The organism is Variovorax sp. 22077 (assembly GCF_052044195.1).
GTDB classification, from domain to species: Bacteria; Pseudomonadota; Gammaproteobacteria; order Burkholderiales; family Burkholderiaceae_C; genus Variovorax; species Variovorax atrisoli.
Genome location: NZ_JBQEQC010000028.1, coordinates 1 through 17,135 on the forward strand (window position 1 = coordinate 1; position 17,135 = coordinate 17,135).

17 protein-coding genes are annotated in these 17,135 nt (G+C 68.3%); 11 read left to right on the forward strand and 6 right to left on the reverse strand.

Features of this window, described 5'->3' with window-relative positions; genetic code table 11:
- Positions 1–51 precede the first annotated feature (51 nt).
- Both ACTJLF_RS29695 and ACTJLF_RS29700 read right to left on the reverse strand, forming a co-directional pair.
- The gene (locus ACTJLF_RS29695; RefSeq protein WP_132753724.1) at positions 52–1,512 is read right to left on the reverse strand and encodes an MFS transporter; all 1,461 of its coding nucleotides are present in this window, start codon (positions 1,510–1,512) and stop codon (positions 52–54) included.
- A 64-nt stretch (positions 1,513–1,576) separates the two neighbouring features.
- Positions 1,577–1,972, reverse strand: a complete 396-nt coding sequence (locus tag ACTJLF_RS29700) for a nuclear transport factor 2 family protein (protein WP_126183219.1) — start codon at positions 1,970–1,972, stop codon at positions 1,577–1,579.
- Between the two features lie 126 nt (positions 1,973–2,098).
- Between ACTJLF_RS29700 and ACTJLF_RS29705 the strand changes: the two genes are divergently transcribed.
- Complete coding sequence (locus ACTJLF_RS29705) at positions 2,099–3,028, forward strand: AraC family transcriptional regulator (protein ID WP_440884476.1); 930 nt, start codon at positions 2,099–2,101, stop codon at positions 3,026–3,028.
- 21 nt (positions 3,029–3,049) lie between these two features.
- Here ACTJLF_RS29705 and ACTJLF_RS29710 read toward each other — a convergent pair whose 3' ends face one another.
- Positions 3,050–4,102: an extracellular catalytic domain type 1 short-chain-length polyhydroxyalkanoate depolymerase gene (locus ACTJLF_RS29710; protein WP_440884477.1), complete on the reverse strand. Its 1,053-nt coding sequence runs from the start codon at positions 4,100–4,102 to the stop codon at positions 3,050–3,052.
- Positions 4,103–4,169: 67 nt separating this feature from the next.
- On the reverse strand, positions 4,170–5,099 hold the full coding sequence (gene ppk2 / locus ACTJLF_RS29715; protein WP_184606292.1) for a polyphosphate kinase 2: 930 nt from the start codon (positions 5,097–5,099) through the stop codon (positions 4,170–4,172).
- Between the two features lie 157 nt (positions 5,100–5,256).
- Here ppk2 and ACTJLF_RS29720 point away from each other — a divergent pair, with 157 nt between their 5' ends.
- The 8 genes from ACTJLF_RS29720 (at position 5,257) to ACTJLF_RS29755 (ending at position 13,323) form a co-directional block, all read left to right on the forward strand.
- Positions 5,257–6,888: an inorganic phosphate transporter gene (locus ACTJLF_RS29720; RefSeq protein ID WP_440884478.1), complete on the forward strand. Its 1,632-nt coding sequence runs from the start codon at positions 5,257–5,259 to the stop codon at positions 6,886–6,888.
- Positions 6,889–6,906: 18 nt separating this feature from the next.
- The gene (locus ACTJLF_RS29725; protein ID WP_145760776.1) at positions 6,907–7,983 is read left to right on the forward strand and encodes a transporter; all 1,077 of its coding nucleotides are present in this window, start codon (positions 6,907–6,909) and stop codon (positions 7,981–7,983) included.
- Between the two features lie 97 nt (positions 7,984–8,080).
- Positions 8,081–8,938, forward strand: a complete 858-nt coding sequence (locus ACTJLF_RS29730; protein WP_019657848.1) for a 3',5'-nucleoside bisphosphate phosphatase — start codon at positions 8,081–8,083, stop codon at positions 8,936–8,938.
- Positions 8,935–9,912 carry a DMT family transporter gene (locus ACTJLF_RS29735; RefSeq protein ID WP_019657849.1) on the forward strand — a complete coding sequence of 326 codons (978 nt, stop codon included), beginning with the start codon at positions 8,935–8,937 and terminating at the stop codon, positions 9,910–9,912. The genes ACTJLF_RS29730 and ACTJLF_RS29735 overlap by 4 nt, the downstream gene beginning before the upstream one ends.
- A 17-nt stretch (positions 9,913–9,929) precedes the next feature.
- Complete coding sequence (locus ACTJLF_RS29740) at positions 9,930–10,565, forward strand: L-threonylcarbamoyladenylate synthase (protein WP_440884479.1); 636 nt, start codon at positions 9,930–9,932, stop codon at positions 10,563–10,565.
- A 41-nt stretch (positions 10,566–10,606) separates the two neighbouring features.
- Positions 10,607–11,278, forward strand: a complete 672-nt coding sequence (locus ACTJLF_RS29745; RefSeq protein WP_126183214.1) for a site-2 protease family protein — start codon at positions 10,607–10,609, stop codon at positions 11,276–11,278.
- Between the two features lie 33 nt (positions 11,279–11,311).
- Positions 11,312–12,646 (forward strand): tryptophan--tRNA ligase, encoded by a 1,335-nt coding sequence (locus tag ACTJLF_RS29750; RefSeq protein ID WP_354412630.1) that lies wholly within the window; start codon positions 11,312–11,314, stop codon positions 12,644–12,646.
- 74 nt (positions 12,647–12,720) lie between these two features.
- Complete coding sequence (locus ACTJLF_RS29755; RefSeq protein ID WP_019657853.1) at positions 12,721–13,323, forward strand: LuxR C-terminal-related transcriptional regulator; 603 nt, start codon at positions 12,721–12,723, stop codon at positions 13,321–13,323.
- Positions 13,324–13,483: 160 nt separating this feature from the next.
- Here the strand turns inward: ACTJLF_RS29755 and shkS are convergent, their stop codons facing one another.
- On the reverse strand, positions 13,484–14,899 hold the full coding sequence (shkS, locus tag ACTJLF_RS29760) for a surface-behavior sensor histidine kinase ShkS (protein ID WP_019657854.1): 1,416 nt from the start codon (positions 14,897–14,899) through the stop codon (positions 13,484–13,486).
- Between the two features lie 98 nt (positions 14,900–14,997).
- Between shkS and ACTJLF_RS29765 the strand changes: the two genes are divergently transcribed.
- The gene (locus ACTJLF_RS29765) at positions 14,998–15,399 is read left to right on the forward strand and encodes a VOC family protein (RefSeq protein ID WP_132753767.1); all 402 of its coding nucleotides are present in this window, start codon (positions 14,998–15,000) and stop codon (positions 15,397–15,399) included.
- Positions 15,393–15,794 (forward strand): phage holin family protein, encoded by a 402-nt coding sequence (locus ACTJLF_RS29770; RefSeq protein ID WP_440884480.1) that lies wholly within the window; start codon positions 15,393–15,395, stop codon positions 15,792–15,794. Before ACTJLF_RS29765 ends, ACTJLF_RS29770 begins: the two co-directional genes overlap by 7 nt.
- A gap of 24 nt (positions 15,795–15,818) precedes the next feature.
- On the opposite strand, the gene ACTJLF_RS29775 is transcribed toward ACTJLF_RS29770, so the two are convergent.
- The gene (locus ACTJLF_RS29775) at positions 15,819–17,135 is read right to left on the reverse strand and encodes an FAD-dependent oxidoreductase (RefSeq protein WP_440884481.1); all 1,317 of its coding nucleotides are present in this window, start codon (positions 17,133–17,135) and stop codon (positions 15,819–15,821) included.

Below are 17,135 nucleotides of genomic sequence, written 5' to 3' on the forward strand. Positions count from 1 at the left end.
AATCCTCGAAAAACTATCTCGCCTCTGCCGTCGAATAAACGGGACAGGACACTAGGTGGTTCGCGTCCCCCTGCGGTGCAATACAGCCACCAGCAACGCCGACCCCGTCAGGTAAAGCAGCGCCACCCCGAAGGCACTGGCGTACGCCCCCGCATCCGGCGCATGCCCGAGCCGCCCGTAGAAGAGGATGCCGATCAGCGCCACGCCCAGCGCGTTGCTCGCCTGCTGCACCATCGATATCACGCCCGAGGCCACGCCCGCATGCTGCGGCGGCAGGCCGGCCAGCACGGTGGAGACCAGGGGCGCCATGACCATGCCGAGCCCCGCGCCCTGCACCAGCAGCAACGGCACCATCCACGCCACGACGTGCGAGTGTCCGGGCCATCCGGCCACGTTGGCGAACTGCAGTGCGTGTCCTGCGGCGAGCACAAGGGCACCGAGCGCGATGGGCGGCTTGCCGCCGAAGCGGCGTGCGAGGCGCGCTCCCGCCATCGACGTCGCGAAGAAACCGGCCGCCAGCGACGTGAAGACGACGCCCGAGCTGAGCGGATCGAGTGCGAGACCCTGCTGTAGATACAGCGCCAGCACGAAGTAGAGCGAGGCGTTGCCCACGTAGAAGGCCAGCGTCGTGAGCAGGCCCATGCCGAAGCGGGCATCGGCGAGCAGCACCGGAGCCACGAGCGGCGTACCGCCGCGCGCGGCGAGCCGGCGCTGCTGGTACGCAAAGGCTGCGAGCAGCGGCAGCGCCGCCGCGAGGCACAGCCAGCTCCACAGCGGCCAGCCCTGCTCGCGGCCTTCCACCAGCGGCAGCACCACTGCCGCCGAGCCCGCGGCCACGAGCAGCATGCCGACGAGGTCGAGGCGGCTGTTGCCGTTGTTCGCCAGCGGCGGAATGACGCGCGGTGCGAGCATCAGCGCCAGCAGGCCGATCGGCACGTTGATGAGAAAGCAGCTGCGCCAGCCCAGGCCCGCCAGATCGGCATGGATCAGCAGGCCGCCGACCAGTTGCCCGAGCGTGGCTCCCAGCCCCAGGGTGAGTCCATAGGCCGCGAAGGCACGCGCCCGGTCTTCGCCGGTGTAGGCCAGGCCGATCATCGCCAGCACCTGCGGCTGCAGCAGCGCGCCGGCCAGCCCCTGCAGCACGCGTGCCGCCACCAGAAGTTCGGCGTTCGGCGCCAGGCCGCAGGCGGCCGAAGCGAGCGTGAACAGCAGCAGGCCCAGCATGAACATGCGGCGTCGCCCGAACAGGTCGCCGAGCCGGCCGCCGGTGATCAGCCCTGCGGCAGTGGCGAGGCCGTAGCCGGCCACCACCAGCTGCAGGGTTCCCGCGCTCGCCTGCAGTTCGCGCTGCATCGAGGGCAGCGCGACGTTGACGATGAAGAAGTCCAGCACCACCAGGAAGGTGCCGCTGAGCATGACCCACAGGCCGAGCCGGCCGGGCCTTGTCGCGTGCGGACTCTGGCTGCCGGTGGAAGAGAGCGATGCTGCCGAAGCGATGTTTGACTGCGTCATGATGGATTCGAGTGTTGGAAGGAACAGGCACGGCGGCAATGACCTCGGAGGTCATCGGCCGGGCTCAGGCGGCCGGCGTCGGCAGGATGAACTGGTAGTCCGTGGCGATGCGGCCGTCTTCGGCGAGCACCAGGAACTCCAGCCCGAGCGCGGCCACCGGGCCGCCCGCTGCCGGGACCATGTGCCAATGGAACATCACAGCGTCGTGCAGGAACTGGGCGTCGCCCGCGCGGACGAAGCGAAAGCCGGCGTCACGCACGTTCTTCTCGTGCGAGCCGGTGACGCGCTGCTGCAGCGCCTCGTGGCCCCTGGCCTGCAGCGTGCGCACGTAGTGCTCGCCGTCGGGCACCCAGAGGCTGGCGATGGCGGCGCGTCGCGCCTCGGCGTCGGGTTCGTTCCAGACGGCGACATAGCGGTCGGCGAGTTCGGTGAAATCGTTGAAAGCGGTTCTGGTGTTCATGGCCTGCTCCTGCTGCCGGTTGCATTGGGAAAGAGTGAGACCGCAGTTTCTGGCGCCGTCGCTGGACAGTGAATGCTCAAGAGGCCGAAAATCTTGTCCATTCGTCCACCGCACCAGGAGCCTTCGATGGACCCGCTCGATGACATCTTTGCCGCCATGAGGGTGCAGAGCGCCCTGTATGCCCGCCTCGAGGCCGGCGCGCCCTGGGGCGTGAGCCTGGCGGGCGGCGAGAGCGCGCGCTTCGGGCTCGTGGTGCGCGGCGGCTGCCTGCTGGAGGTCGATGGCATGACGCAGCCGGTGGCGCTGGCGGCGGGCGACTGCTATGTGCTGGCGCATGGCACGCCTTACGTCCTGCGCGACCATCCGAACACGCCGACCGTGAGCTGCGCCTCCGTCGTGCGCGACCGCATCGGCGGGCTGGTGGAGCTCGGCGGCACGGGCACGGCGGCCTCGGTGATCTGCGGCTGGTTCCACTTCGACCAGCGCGCCGCGCGGCCTCTGCTCGACCTGCTGCCGGTGCTTCTCCACGTGAAGATGGAGCAGGCCCGCGCCCTCGCGCTGCAAGGCACGCTGCAGTTGCTGGCCATGGAGACCGGCGAGCCGGGCCTGGGGTCCAGCCTGCTCGTGAGCCGGCTGGCCGACATCGTGTTCGTTCAGGCGGTGCGCGCGCACGTCGCGGCCAGCGCCGAATCGCAGACGGGCTGGCTTGCTGCGCGGGCCGATGCGCGCATCGGCCCCGCACTGCGCGCGATGCACAAGGAGATCGCGCGCGACTGGACGGTGGAGGCGCTCGCCGCCGTCGCGAACCTCTCGCGCTCGGCCTTCGCGCAGCGTTTTCGCGAGCGGGTGGGACAGGCGCCGCTGGAGTACCTCACGCAATGGCGCATGTTCAAGGCCGGCAACATGCTGGGGCAAGGCAACGCTGGCCTGGGAGCGATCGCCGCTGCGGTGGGCTACGAGTCGGAGGCGGCCTTCAGCAAGGCCTTCAAGCGCAGCAAGGGAATGGCGCCCAGTGCGTGGCGGGCCGCGGCGCGCGAAGGAGCGGTGGCCGCATAGCCGCCCTGCCCCTCGCTTTCTTCAACCCTTCTTCGCGCCTCCAGCTGCCTTGAACTGCGCAGCGGCAAAAGCCCAGGTCATGCGCGTCGCATCGGGCCCCTCGGGGTCGCTGAACAGCAGCTTCGGCGCGCCGCCGCTCCACGAATGGCCGAGCCCCGCGATCTCGCACAGCGTGACCAGCGTGCGCCCCTTGCGCCTGAAGTCGGTCACCCGCATCGGGCGGCGCTTGCCGCGCTGCACCTCGCGCGTCAACCCGGGCCGCGCACCCACGGCGGTCGCCCACACCGCGGCGCTGCTGACGGCGTTGCTCGGCGCGACCACCGCATCGGCGTCGCCATGCAGCACCAGCATCGGCGGCAGGGTGGTGAAGACGGCCGCCGCGCCCATCGCCTTGCCGACGGCCGTTGTCGGCATGGGCGGCACGTGCTCGCCGCGCATCGCGCCCAGCGCCGTGGCGGACGACTTCGCCGCGCCGGGTGCCACGCCCGAATGCATCACGACGGCGCGGAAGCGGTTCGGATAGCGCGTCGCGAGCAGCGCCGCCATGCTCGCACCGGCGGAGAGGCCGGCCAGCGCCACCCGATCGCGGTCGACGGGGTAGAGCATGCAGGCCTGATCGATGGCGGCCATCAGCGTGGCGGCCTCGGCGTCGGCCTTGCCGGAGCGGCGCTCGTACCAGTTCCAGCAGCCCTGGGGATGGGCGATCCGGTCCTGTTCAGGGTAGAGCACCAGGAAGCGCTGGCGCACGGCCAGCGCGTTCATGCGAGTGCTCGCGGCGAAGTCGCGCCCGGTCTGGCCGCAGCCGTGCAGCATGACCATGAGGGGCAGGCGCTCGCCCGGCTGCAGCTCCAGGCCTGCCGGGCGGAACAGGTGATAGCCGCGCGCACCGCCCGGGCCCATCGCGACGCCGGCGAGCCAGTCGCCCTTGCCCGGCGGCGGCTTGAGCCGCTTGGCGGTGGCGCGCTGGACCTGCCCCGCGATGCGCTTGCTGTTGCTCAGGGTGGCCTTGGTGAGCGCACGCAGGTTGCGCTTATAGGCGCGGGCAAAGACTGAAGCTGTGGAACGGCGGGCCATGGCGCGCAGTGTGACCGCAAAGCGCCGGCCGGCCTACCCTGGGCCGGCTTCGGAAACCGGGCTTTCCTCAGTAGATCTCGGGAACGATCATGTTCGCCGGCACGGGCTGACGCAGATAGTCGGCATGGCGCACGCGCTCGGGCAGCTCGACCGGCGGATGCGGCACTTCCTGGTAGGGCAGTTGCCCCAGCAGGTGGCTGATGCAGTTCAGGCGCGCCTTCTTCTTGTCGACCGCCTGCACCACCCACCACGGCGCCTCGGGGATGTGGGTGCGCTCCAGCATGATTTCCTTCGCCTTGGTGTATTCCTCCCAGCGGCGACGGCTTTCGAGATCCATGGGGCTCAGCTTCCACTGCTTGAGCGGATCGTGGATGCGGCCGAGGAAGCGCATGTGCTGCTCGTCGTCCGTGATGGAGAACCAGTACTTGATGAGCTTGATGCCCGAGCGCACGAGCATCTTCTCGAACTCGGGCACGGTGCGGAAGAACTCCTCGTACTCGTCGTCGGTGCAGAAGCCCATCACGCGCTCGACGCCGGCGCGGTTGTACCAGCTGCGGTCGAACAGCACCATCTCGCCGGCGGCCGGCAGGTGCGCCACGTAGCGCTGGAAGTACCACTGGGTGCGTTCGCGGTCGTTGGGTGCCGGCAGCGCGGCCACGCGGGCCACGCGCGGGTTCAGCCGCTGGGTGATGCGCTTGATGACGCCGCCCTTGCCCGCCGCGTCGCGGCCTTCGAACAGGATGACGACCTTCTGCTTGCTGTGCTGCACCCAGTCCTGCAGCTTGACCAGCTCGCCCTGCAGGCGGAACAGCTCCTTGAAGTAGGCCTGGCGCGCGGCCTTGTCGGTGGAGGATGCCGCGCTCACCGAGGCGGGGTCGAGGCCGTCGATGTTGCGGTCCTCGATCTCCAGCTCGAGCTCCTCGTCGTAGCTGTCGATCAGGTCGCGGGCGATGCGTTGCATCAGGTCTTCGTGGTCGGGAAGTGCGCTCGTCAGCATGATGGGGCGGCAGGAGAGAAAAGTTTGAAAAGGGAAGCGGAAAAAGCATGCTGCTCGCCCTCCATGACGGCCACGTGACGGATTTGACGCCGTTGACATGTAGTTGTCACACGCGGCGAACACCATCTGGAGCCATTCCAACACCCCAGAATCCCCCATGAACACGCTCGCTGCCCCGCATGCAGAGGTGCCATCCGCGTCCGCCTCGCAGCGGCCTAAGCTCGACGCCAGGCCCGGTCCGCTCACGCTGATTACCTTCGTGGGACTGCTGGCCGCCGGCCTGCTCTTTACCGCATGGAGCCTGGTCGGCGACGTCACCGCCTCGGGAGCGCCCGTCACCACCTGGGTGCCCTACATACTTCTCGGCGTGGCGCTGCTGATCGCACTGGGCTTCGAATTCGTCAACGGCTTCCACGACACGGCCAATGCGGTCGCGACCGTGATCTACACCCACTCGCTGCCGCCCAACTTCGCAGTGGTGTGGTCGGGGGTCTTCAACTTCCTGGGCGTGATGGTGTCCAGCGGCGCGGTAGCCTTCGGCATCATCGCGCTGCTGCCGGTGGAGCTGATCCTGCAGGTGGGCTCCGGCGCAGGCTTCGCGATGGTTTTCGCGCTGCTGATCGCCGCCATCATCTGGAACCTGGGCACCTGGTGGCTGGGGCTGCCGGCCTCGTCGTCGCACACGCTGATCGGCTCGATCATCGGCGTGGGCGTGGCCAACGCGCTGATGCACGGGCGCGACGGCACCAGCGGCGTCGACTGGGCTCAGGCCACCAAGGTGGGCTATTCGCTGCTGCTGTCGCCGATGGTCGGCTTCGGCTGCGCCGCCCTGCTGCTGCTGGCGCTGCGCGCCTTCGTGAAGAACCGCGCGCTCTATGAAGAGCCCAAGGGCAGCGAGCCGCCGCCGTGGTGGATCCGCGGCCTGCTGATCCTCACCTGCACGGGCGTGTCGTTCGCGCATGGCTCCAACGACGGCCAGAAGGGCATGGGACTGATCATGCTGATCCTGGTGGGCACGGTGCCGATGGCCTACGCGCTGAACCGCGCGATGCCCGCCGACGAGAACGTCAAGTTCGTGGCCGTCGCCGAGATGGCGCAGAACGCGCTGAACCGCAGCGCGCCGACTTCGCTGCCAGCCATGGCACCGGCGGCTGCGCGCGACACGCTCTCGACCTACGTGCGCACCCGCGAGTTCACCCCGGCCGTGGTGCCGGCCCTTGCCGCGACGGCCGGCAGCATCGGCACGCAGGTGCGCCAGCACGGCTCGCTGGCCGGCGTTCCGGCGGAGGCCGTCGCCAACGTGCGCAACGACATGTACCTGGCCTCCGAGGCCATCCGTCACCTCGACAAGAGCGGCGCGGCCAGGTTCGACGACGAGACGAAGCTGCGCGTGAACACCTTCCGCCAGGAGCTCGACAGCGCGACGCGCTTCATCCCGCTATGGGTCAAGGTGGCGGTGGCCATCGCGCTGGGCCTGGGCACCATGATCGGCTGGAAGCGCATCGTGGTCACGGTGGGCGAGAAGATCGGCAAGACGCACCTGAGCTACGCCCAGGGCGCCTCGGCCGAGGTGGTGGCCATGGTCACCATCGGCGCGGCCGACATGTACGGGCTGCCGGTATCGACCACGCACGTGCTGTCTTCGGGTGTGGCCGGCACGATGACGGCCAGCGGCTCGGGCCTGCAGCTGTCGACGCTGCGCAACCTCGCGCTGGCCTGGGTGCTGACGCTGCCGGTGGCGATGCTGCTGTCGGGCTCGCTCTACTGGCTCTTCACCCGCCTCTTCTGAACTCGCGCACCCAGCATCTTGTCGGCATTCCATGATCTCGCAGCCCAGTCTTACGGGGGCGACGAAGCCGGGCTGATCTGCGGCTACCTCTTCGACGCCCGTGCGGCCGAGCCCGCACGGGCCATCGACTCGGCGCAGGCCGCGGCCTGGCTGGCCGAACGGCGCGACGTCGAAACCCATGAAGCCCAGGCTGGCTGCGAAGGCGAGGACGCGCAGGAAAACCCGCCCTACGTCTGGCTGCACTTCAACCTGAGCCACGCGCACGCCGAGCGCTGGCTGGTGCGGCACGCGAGCCTCTCGGACACCTTCTACGAGACGCTGCACGAGGGCCTGCCCTCCACGCGCATCGAGCGCGACGACGATTCGCTGATCGCCGTCATCAACGACGTGCACTTCGAATTCAGCTTCGAGCCCTCCGACATCTCCACGCTGTGGATCAGCGTCGGCCCGCGCCTGGTCGTCACGGCCCGCACCAAGCCGCTGCGTTCGGTCGATGCGCTGCGCACCGCGGTGAAGGCGGGCGACGCGCCGCGTTCCAGCACGGAGCTGCTCGAGCACCTGCTGCGCGCGCAGGCGGACGTGCTGGTGAAGATCGTGCGCGGCGTCACCTCCCGCATCGACCGCATCGAGGACGAACTGCTCGCCGGCCGCCTCGACCACAAGCGCGCGCGCCTGGGCGTGCTGCGCCGGCTGCTGGTACGGCTGCAGCGGCTGCTGGCGCCGGAGCCGGCAGCGCTGTTCCGGCTGCTGCAGGGGCCGCCGGGATGGATGTCGGAGCCCGACTCGCAGGCGCTGCGCGGCTCGACCGAGGAGTTCTCGGTCGTGCTGCGCGACATGCAGGCGCTGCAGGAACGCATCAAGCTGCTGCAGGAAGAGATCGCCGCCAACGTCAACGAGGACAACAACCGCAGCCTGTTCGTGCTGACGGTCGTCACGGTGCTGGCGCTGCCGATCAACATCCTGGCCGGCCTGTTCGGCATGAACGTGGGCGGCATTCCGCTGGCGGACCACAAGCACGGTTTCTGGATCGTGGTGGCGATCGTGGCCACGTTCACCGCGGTGGCAGCCTGGGCGGCTTTCCGCAAGCAGCGCTGAGGCGCATGCAATGGCGCATTAATGCTATTTATTTAATAGCATCTTCCACAGTATCCATGCGCCCGCATCGCCGTTCCAGACCCCATAGAATGCGGGGGTGTCCTCCATTCTCAATGCCGATCTCCACTGCCACTCCGTGGTCTCCGACGGCACGCTGACGCCCGAAGAACTGGCAGCGCGCGCCGCCGCCAACGGAGTGGAACTCTGGGCGCTCACCGACCACGACGAGATCGGCGGCCAGCACCGCGCCGCCGCGGCGGCACGTGCCAACGGCATGCGCTACCTCACCGGCACCGAGATTTCCGTGACCTTCGCGGGCGAGACGGTGCACATCGTCGGCCTGGGCTTCGACCCTGACGACGCCGCCATTTCGCAGGGCCTCTACGACACGCGCGGCGGCCGGGGCAAGCGGGCACAGGAAATGTCCGAGGGGCTGGCCAAGGTCGGCATCCACGGCGCCTATGAAGGCGCGCTCAAGTTCGTCGGCAATCCCGAACTCATCTCGCGCACGCATTTCGCGCGCTTCCTCGTCGAGCAGGGCCACTGCCGCGACACGCCCGAGGTGTTCCGCAAGTTCCTCACCGAGGGCAAGCCGGGCTACGTGCCGCACCGCTGGGCCACGCTGAAGGATGCCGTGCACTGGATCACCGCCGCCAAGGGCCTGGCGGTGATTGCGCACCCCGGTCGCTACAAGTTCACCGCCAACGAGGAATACGCGCTGTTCCTCGAATTCAAGGCGCATGGCGGCAAGGCGATCGAGGTCGTCACCGGCAGCCACACACCGGCCGAGTTCGTCGAATACGCCGACAAGGCGCTCGAGTTCGATTTCGCCGCCTCGCGCGGCAGCGATTTCCACAGCCCCGACGAGAGCCACTGCGATCTCGGCAAGCTGCCGCCACTGCCCGGCGCACTCACTCCCGTGTGGGAACTGCTGGGCGATCGCATCCAGCAGTGAGCCCTAGCCCCGGGACCAGCACCGACAGCGCAGCGACCGTTGCGCTGGCCGCCGCACGCGTGGCGCAGCAGCGAAGCCGCGCCAAGGAATCCGAACGCATCCTCGCCGGCATCGGCCTCGTGATACTGGCCGTGGCCTGCTTCGCGACGCTCGACACCGCCACCAAGTACTCCACGCTGGGCGTGCCGATCCTCATGGGCGTGTGGTTCCGCTATGCGTTCCAGGCAGTGGCGACCACGCTGGTGCTGCTGCCGCTGCGCGGCACGGCGCTGCTGCACACGAAGCATCCCCGCTACCAGGCGTTGCGCGGGGCGCTGCTGCTCGCATCGAGCATCTTCGCCTTCCTGAGCCTGCGCTACATGCCGCTGGCGGAGTTCACCTCGATCGTGCTGATCGCGCCGCTGGTCATCACGCTGCTGGCGGCCACCACGCTCAAGGAGCACGTGTCGCCGCTGCGCTGGGCGCTGGTGGCGGGCGGCTTCATCGGCACGCTGGTCATCCTGCGCCCGGGCGGCAGCGCGTTCAGCTGGGCCATCTTCCTGCCGCTGGGGCTGGTGCTGAGCAACGCCTGGTTCCAGGTGCTCACGAGCAAGCTTGCGCAGACCGAGAACCCGCTGACCATGCACTTCTACACCGGCTGGGTGGGCACGCTGATCGTCTCGCTCGCGGTGCCCTTCGTGTGGACCTCGCTGCCTTCGTGGGAGTGGTGGGCGCTGCTGTGCCTCATGGGCTTCATGGGCACGGTGGGGCACTTCATGCTGATCCTGGCCTACCAGCGCGCGCCGGCTTCCACGCTCACGCCCTACCTGTACGCGCAGATCGCGTTCGCCATGCTCGGCGGCTGGGTCGTCTTCTCCCATGTGCCGGACCGCTTCTCGCTCGTCGGCATGGCGATGATCGCGGTCTGCGGCGCGGCCGGCGCGTGGCTCACGGTGCGCGAGCGCCGGGTGCCCATCGAGCCTGCCGAATCCTGAACGGAGAACTCTTCACCATGGCCCAGTATTTCGAAGTCCATCCAGAGAACCCGCAGCAGCGTCTGCTGAAGCAGGCCGTCGCGCTGCTGGAGCGCGGCGAGATCGTGGCCGTGCCCACCGACTCCAGCTACGCGCTGGTCTGCCACCTCGACGACAAGGACGCGGTCGACCAACTGCGCCGCATCCGCCAGGTCGACGAGAAGCACCACCTCACGCTGCTGTGCCGCGACCTGAGCGAGCTGGCCAACTACGCCCGCGTCGACAACAAGCAGTACCGCCTGCTCAAGGCGGCCACGCCCGGCCCCTACACCTTCCTGCTCGAAGCCACCAAGGAAGTGCCGCGGCGCGTGAGCCATCCGCAGCGCAAGACCATCGGCCTGCGCGTGCCCGACCACAAGGTGCTGCTGGAGCTGCTGTCGCTGCACGGAGCGCCGCTGCTGGCCACCACGCTGATCGCCCCCGGCGAGACCGAGGCGCTGAACGACGCACAGACCATCCGCGAGCGCTTCGAGAAGCAGATCGCCGCGGTCATCGACGCCGGCGCATGCCCATCGCAGCCGACCACGGTGGTCGACCTGACGCCCATGGGCACCGGCGACGACCCCGTCGTGGTGCGTCAGGGACGCGGCGCGCTGGCCGTGCTGGGCCTCTGAAATCGGGGCTGAGAACCACTCCTGTCTGACACAATCGCCCAGTGGATATCTCCAACCTCATACAGACAGTACTGATCTACGCGCTGCCCGTGATCTTCGCGATCACCGTGCACGAAGCGGCGCACGGCTACGTGGCTCGCCACTTCGGCGACAACACGGCCGAGGTCATGGGGCGCGTCACGCTCAATCCCGTCAAGCACATCGATCCCATCGGGACCATCCTGATGCCGCTGATGCTGTACTTCGCGACCTCGGGCGCCTTCCTCTTCGGCTATGCCAAACCGGTGCCGGTCAACTTCGGGCGGCTGCGCCATCCGAAGCGCGACATGATCTGGGTGGCTCTGGCAGGCCCTGTTTCCAACTTCGTCCAGGCGATCCTGTGGGCGCTGCTGCTGGTGGCGATGGTCGGGGCAGGCGTCACTGAAACCTTTTTCATCAAGATGGCGCAAGGCGGCATCCTGGTCAACCTCGTGATGTGGGCCTTCAACCTGTTCCCGCTGCCGCCGCTCGACGGCGGGCGCGTGCTGGCCGGGCTCCTTCCGAGCGGCCAGGCGCAGATGTTCCTCGCGCGCATCGAGCCATACGGCTTTTTCATCGTGATGGGCCTCGTCCTCGCGGGCATCGTCAGCACATACTGGCTGCGGCCGCTGATGGACGTGGGCTACTTCGTCATCAACCTGCTGATCACTCCGCTCAAGGCACTCCTGCTCTAGATCGCTTCAAGAAATTCTTCGTCTGTCCGTCCCATGGCTTCGTCTTCCAAAGCTCCCCTGCGCGTCCTGACCGGCATCACGCCTTCGGGCACGCCGCACCTCGGCAACTATGTCGGCTCGATCCGCCACTCGGTGCGGCAAAGCGTCGCGCCCGGCGTGCAGAGCTTCTTCTTCCTGGCCGACTACCACGCGCTCATCAAGGTACAGGATCCGGCGCTGATCCAGCGCTCCACGCTCGAGATCGCCGCCAGCTGGCTGGCCTGCGGGCTCGACCCCGAGCGCGTCACCTTCTATCGCCAGTCGGACATCGTCGAGATTCCCGAGCTGACCTGGTTCCTCACCTGCGTGACCGGCAAGGGCGTGCTCAACCGCGCGCACGCCTACAAGGCGCAGCTCGACAAGAACGTCGCCAAGGGCGAGGACCCCGACGCCGACGTGACCGCCGGCCTCTTCATGTACCCGGTGCTCATGGGTGCCGACATCCTGATGTTCAACGCCCACAAGGTGCCCGTGGGCCGCGACCAGGTGCAGCACATCGAGATGGCGCGCGACATGGCGCAGCGCTTCAACCACCTCTACGGCGATCACTTCACGCTGCCCGAGGCCGAGATCGACGACGCGGTCGCCACCCTGCCCGGCCTCGACGGCCGCAAGATGAGCAAGAGCTACGGCAACACGATCCCGCTGTTCGCGCCGCGCGCGCAGCTGCACAAGCAGATCTCCAGCATCGTGACCGATTCGCGCGCGCCCGGCGAACCCAAGGACACCGAGGGCTCCGCGCTCTTCCAGATCTACCAGGCCTTCGCGAGCGCCGAGGAAACGGAGACGCTGCGCAAGGCATATGCCGACGGCATCGGCTGGGGCGACGCCAAGCAGATGCTGTTCGAGCGCATCGACCTCGAGGTGGCGCCGCTGCGCGAGCGCTACGAGGCGCTCATGAACGACCCGGCCCAGATCGAGCGCACCCTGTTGCTGGGTGCCGAGAAGGCTCAGGCGCTTTCGAAGCCCTTCATGACCAGCCTGCGCCACGCGGTCGGCCTGCGCAACCTCGCGGCAGGCAAGGACAAGGTGCAAGCCAAGGCGGCCAAGGTCGCCAAGCCCAGCTTCAAGCAGTACCGCGAGAAGGCGGACGGGCTTTTCTATTTCAAGCTGTTGGATGCGCGCGGCGAAACCCTGCTGCAAAGCCGTGGATTCGCCTCGCCGCAGGAGGCGGGCCGTACCATCGCAATCCTGCAGGCGCAGCGTGGCGAAGCATTGGCCGCGCTGGCTGGCCAGATGGAGCCCATCGGTACGGAAAAAATACGCGCCGTCGAAGAGGCGCTGGAGGCACTGACGGAAACGACGCCCGGCACAACCAGCGGGAGTTGATCCGGCAACGCCCATCGGCTTATCGGCCGGTGAGCACGACGAGAGAAGACGGTGCGATCACAAAGGAAGAAAACATGAGCATTTATGTCATCGACGACCACCCCCTGATGCGCGACGCGATCGTGATGGTCTTGCGGCGCTTGCGCCCGGCCGAGAACATCGTCGAGCTCGAACGCCTCGACAAGCTCGCAAGCTCCGTGCAGCAGCGTGGCGCGCCCACGCTCTTCTGCCTGGACCTGAAGCTGCCGGACACCAACGGCGTCTCGGGCGTGATCGCGGTCAAGCAGGTCTATCCGAACGTGCCCATTGCGGTGTACTCGGCGGCGCCGTCCGCCGACATGGAAGACGCCTGCATCGAGGCTGGGGCCGACACCTATATCGAGAAGTCGGCCAGCTCCAACGAGCTGGCAGCCGCCCTGCGCGGCCTGCTGATGGCCGGCTCGGAGGACGAGGCCGACGAGCTGCCCGCCGCCAACAGCGGCAAGCTCTCCAAGCGCCAGACGCAGCTGATCGCCATGCTCGACAAGGGCATGAGCAACCGCGACATCGCGACCGACCTGGAGATCAGCGAACACACGGTGAAGGTCCACCTGTGGCGCCTGTTCCGCAGGCTGGGCGTGAAGAGCCGGACGCAGGCGCTGCATTACGCGCGGACGAACGGGTTGTTGTCCGGCTGAATTGGGCTAACCCCCAGGCTTCGCGCACTTCGTGTCGCTGCGCCAACCCCCTTGCAGGGGGCAACACCTGAGGACCGGCACAGCCGGATCCTCGGTGTTCCCGAATTGAAAAAAACCGCGCTCAGGCGCGGTTTTTTTTGGAGCGGGTCGGTGTGGGTTTTCAGCCGCCAGAGGCCGTCACCCTCGCCTGCGCCACCGCCTCGTCGGCATCGTGCAGCGCGACGCGGAACACGCTGCCGCTGCCCAGGCGCGAGCGTACGCTGACCGGGTGACCCAGCACGTGCGAGAGGCGCGCGACGATGGCCAGGCCGAGGCCGAAGCCGTCGGAGGTGCCGGCGTGGTCGGCCACCTTGTAGAACTCCAGGAACACGTCGCGCAGGTGCTCGGGGGCTATGCCGATGCCGGTGTCCCACACTTCCACGCGCAGGCCGTCGCGCGTCTGGCGAGCGGCGAGCAGCACGCCGCCTTCGGTCGTGTACTTGATCGCGTTGGCCAGCAGGTTGCCGATCATGCGGCGCACGCGGATCGGGTCGGTGAGGAACGAGCCCTCGCACATGCGCACGCGGAAATCCAGCCCGCGGCTCTCGGCCACGGGGCGGTACTGCAGTTCGAGGTCGTGCAGCAGTTCGGGCACGTCGACCCGCTCGACGTGCAGGCGCACCTGGCCCGAGTCGATGCGCGCCAGGTCGAACATGGAGTCGAAGAGCGCATTCACCGCATGGGTGGCCCGCACGATCTTCGGTGCGAGTTCCAGCACCAGTTCGGGCTCGTTGCGCAGCCAGTCGGCGTACAACGAAAGTGCCAGCACTGGCTGGCGCATGTCGTGCGCCGCGCTGGCCAGGAAGCGGTTCTTCATGGCCACGGCCGACACCGCCGCCTGGCGTTGCTGGGTCAGCGACTTGATGAGGATGTGGTTGTGGAACAGCAGCTCCAGGCTGTTGCGCGCCGTCTCGTAGATGTGCCGCCCGGCCCGCAGCAGCAGGAACCAGTGGAGGATCGGCAGGATGGGCATCAGGTAGCCGTACTGGAACTGCGGATGATGCAGCGTGATGGACACCAGCCGCAGCAGCACCGCCGCCAGCATCGTGATGAACAGCGTGTTGACGTAGCGCTTGAGCAGCGGCGGATGCAGCGCGAGCCCGTTGAGCGGAAAGGTGCCCACGCCGGCCACGATGAGCCAGCTCATGAACTGGTTGACCTGCGGCGTGCGCTCGAAGAAGAGCAGCACCGACAGGCCCCACACCACCGCGCTGGTGCTCCAGACGAAGCCGTAGCGCTCGGTGAACTGCTGCTGTGCGGCGGCGCTGCGCCCTGCATAGCGCACCGCATAGACCCGCGCACCCCACGCGCGGCAGGCTGTGGCGATGACGCCGGCCAAGAGCCAGAGGAGCAGCTCCCAGCGCGGCACATAACCCCAGTTGAGGCCGACCATCGCCGGCATCAGCGCCGCCGAAACCAGGTAGGAGCCGCGCGCGGAGCGCATCAGGCTGCGGATGAGTTCGCCGCGTACCCACGATTCGGCCTCGTCGGCCGAAGCGGGTGCGGGGGTCATGCTGGCGATCGACGCATTGGCCATAAGCCGACGATCTTAACGGTGCCCCCGGCAATGTTTCATCGGGTAACAGTCGATCGTTGCATCCACAATGACGGCGATAACCCGGAAGAATTAATCGCATGTTGTCCCACGTCTACATCGGTGTGAACGACTTCGAGCACGCCTTCTCCTTCTATTCCGCGCTGATGCGCGAACTCGGGCTGAAGCTGAGGTTCAGGGACGACGCCAGGCCCTGGGCCGGCTGGCAGAGCCCTGACGCGCCGCGCCCGCTGTTCCTGGTGGGCACGCCCTACGACGAGCAAGCGGCCTCGCCCGGCAACGGCCAGATGGTGGCCCTGCTGGCCACCGATCGCGCCGCGGTGGACCGCGCCCATGCCACGGCGCTGGCGCAGGGCGGCGCCTGCGAAGGCCCGCCCGGCCTCAGGCCGCACTACCACGCGGACTACTATGGAGCCTATTTCCGCGACCCCGAAGGCAACAAGCTCTGCGTCTGCTGCCACACACCACCGAATCCATGCTGAACGACCTGACTCCCTTCCTCATCCACTGGGCCATCACCGCCGTCTCTCTGTGGGTGGCGAGCCATCTCTTTCGCGGACTCAAGTTCGACAGCACCGGTGCGCTGGTGGTCTCGGCGCTGCTGCTGGGCCTGGCGAACGCCATCGTCAAGCCGCTGCTGATCGTGCTGACGCTGCCGCTGACGCTGGTGACCTTCGGGCTGTTCCTGCTGGTCATCAACGCACTGATGATCCTGCTGGTGGCTGCGCTGGTGAAGGGCTTCAGGGTGTCGGGCTTCTGGACCGCGCTCTTCGCGAGCATCTTCATCTCGCTGCTGAGCGTGGTCATCGGCTCCTTCGTGACCAGCAGCGACCCTGCCGAGAAGGTGCAGATGCCGCAGACCGGCAACTGGCTCTGACCAGCCGGGGCCTGCTCGCAGGCCCTAGGCGAGCACGGCGCCGCCGCGCAGCAGCGCCTCGCGCAGGGCAGGCACCGCGACGGAGCGCACCTGCGCGCCCATGCCCTCGCCGGCAGAGCGCGCCGCCATGGCCGCCGCGATGCCCGCGGCATGCCCCACCGCCATCGATATCGTCATGACCCGGATCGCCGCCAGCGCCTCGTGGCTGGCCGAGATGCCCCGCCCCACGCCCAGCGCGTTGTCGAGCGTGGTCGGGATCAGGCTGCGGTACGGGATCTGGTAGGCGTGGTCGTCGCCCATCGGCACGTAGTGCAGCGAGCCGCCCTTGGCCGGATGGATGTCGATCGGATAGGCGCCCGCCGCGACCGCGTCGGCGAACTGGACAGGCTGCAGCAGTTCGGCGGCGGTGAGCACATGGTCGCCCTCCACGCGGCGCGTCTCGCGCACGCCCACCTGCGTGGCGAAGGCGCGCAGCCGGCCGTTGCCGCAGCCGGGCACATGGGCCGCGATGAACCCGGCCGCCTTCCACGCCTGGCGCCGGCCTTCGATCTCCGCGCCGCCGAGCGCCATCGGGTCGGTGGCGTCGATCGCCAGGCGGCTGATGTTGAACCAGGCATCGTCCGAATGAGGAACGCGGCTCGAATGCAGCGCGGCCCGCGCGAGCCCGCCCTGCGCGTAGCCCCTTGCGGCCATTTCGGCGAGCTCGGCCTTCGAGATTGCGCCGAAGCGCTCGAAGTCGATGGGGCCGAAGCGGAACATCATCGTCGCCGGCTGCAGCGCCTCGCCGCCGCCGAGTTCGAGGAAGCGCGCGCCCGCCTGCTTCAGCGCGTCCATGTCGCCCGACGCATCGACGAGCACGCCCAGCCGCAAGGACAGCACGCCGCCCTTGGTCAGCACGCGCAGGCCGGTGACGCGCCGGCCTTCGCACTGCACGTCGAGCAGGCTCGCGTGCAGCAGGGGCCGCACGCCGGACTCGGCCACCATGTCGTCGAGCACCAGCTTGAGCACCTCGGGCTCGTACTCGACGCGGTCCATGTGATGGCCGGTGGACATCATGAAGCGGTCGTGCTCGCGGGCGCCGCCGTAGGCGCGCAGCCGCCGGACCACCTCGTCGGCCAGCCCCGCCACCACCGTGCGGCCGTTGCCGGTCTGCCAGCTGTTGAACTGCGCGACCGCGCCGGCCGTGGCGTTGCCGCCGAGGAAGCCGTAGCGCTCGACCAGCACGACCGAGGCGCCCTGCCGCGCCGCAGCCACTGCGGCCATGGTGCCCGCGACGCCGCCGCCGCACACCACCACGTCGGCCTCGACCGCGTGGCTCGTTCCGATGTTCTCGCTGCCCAT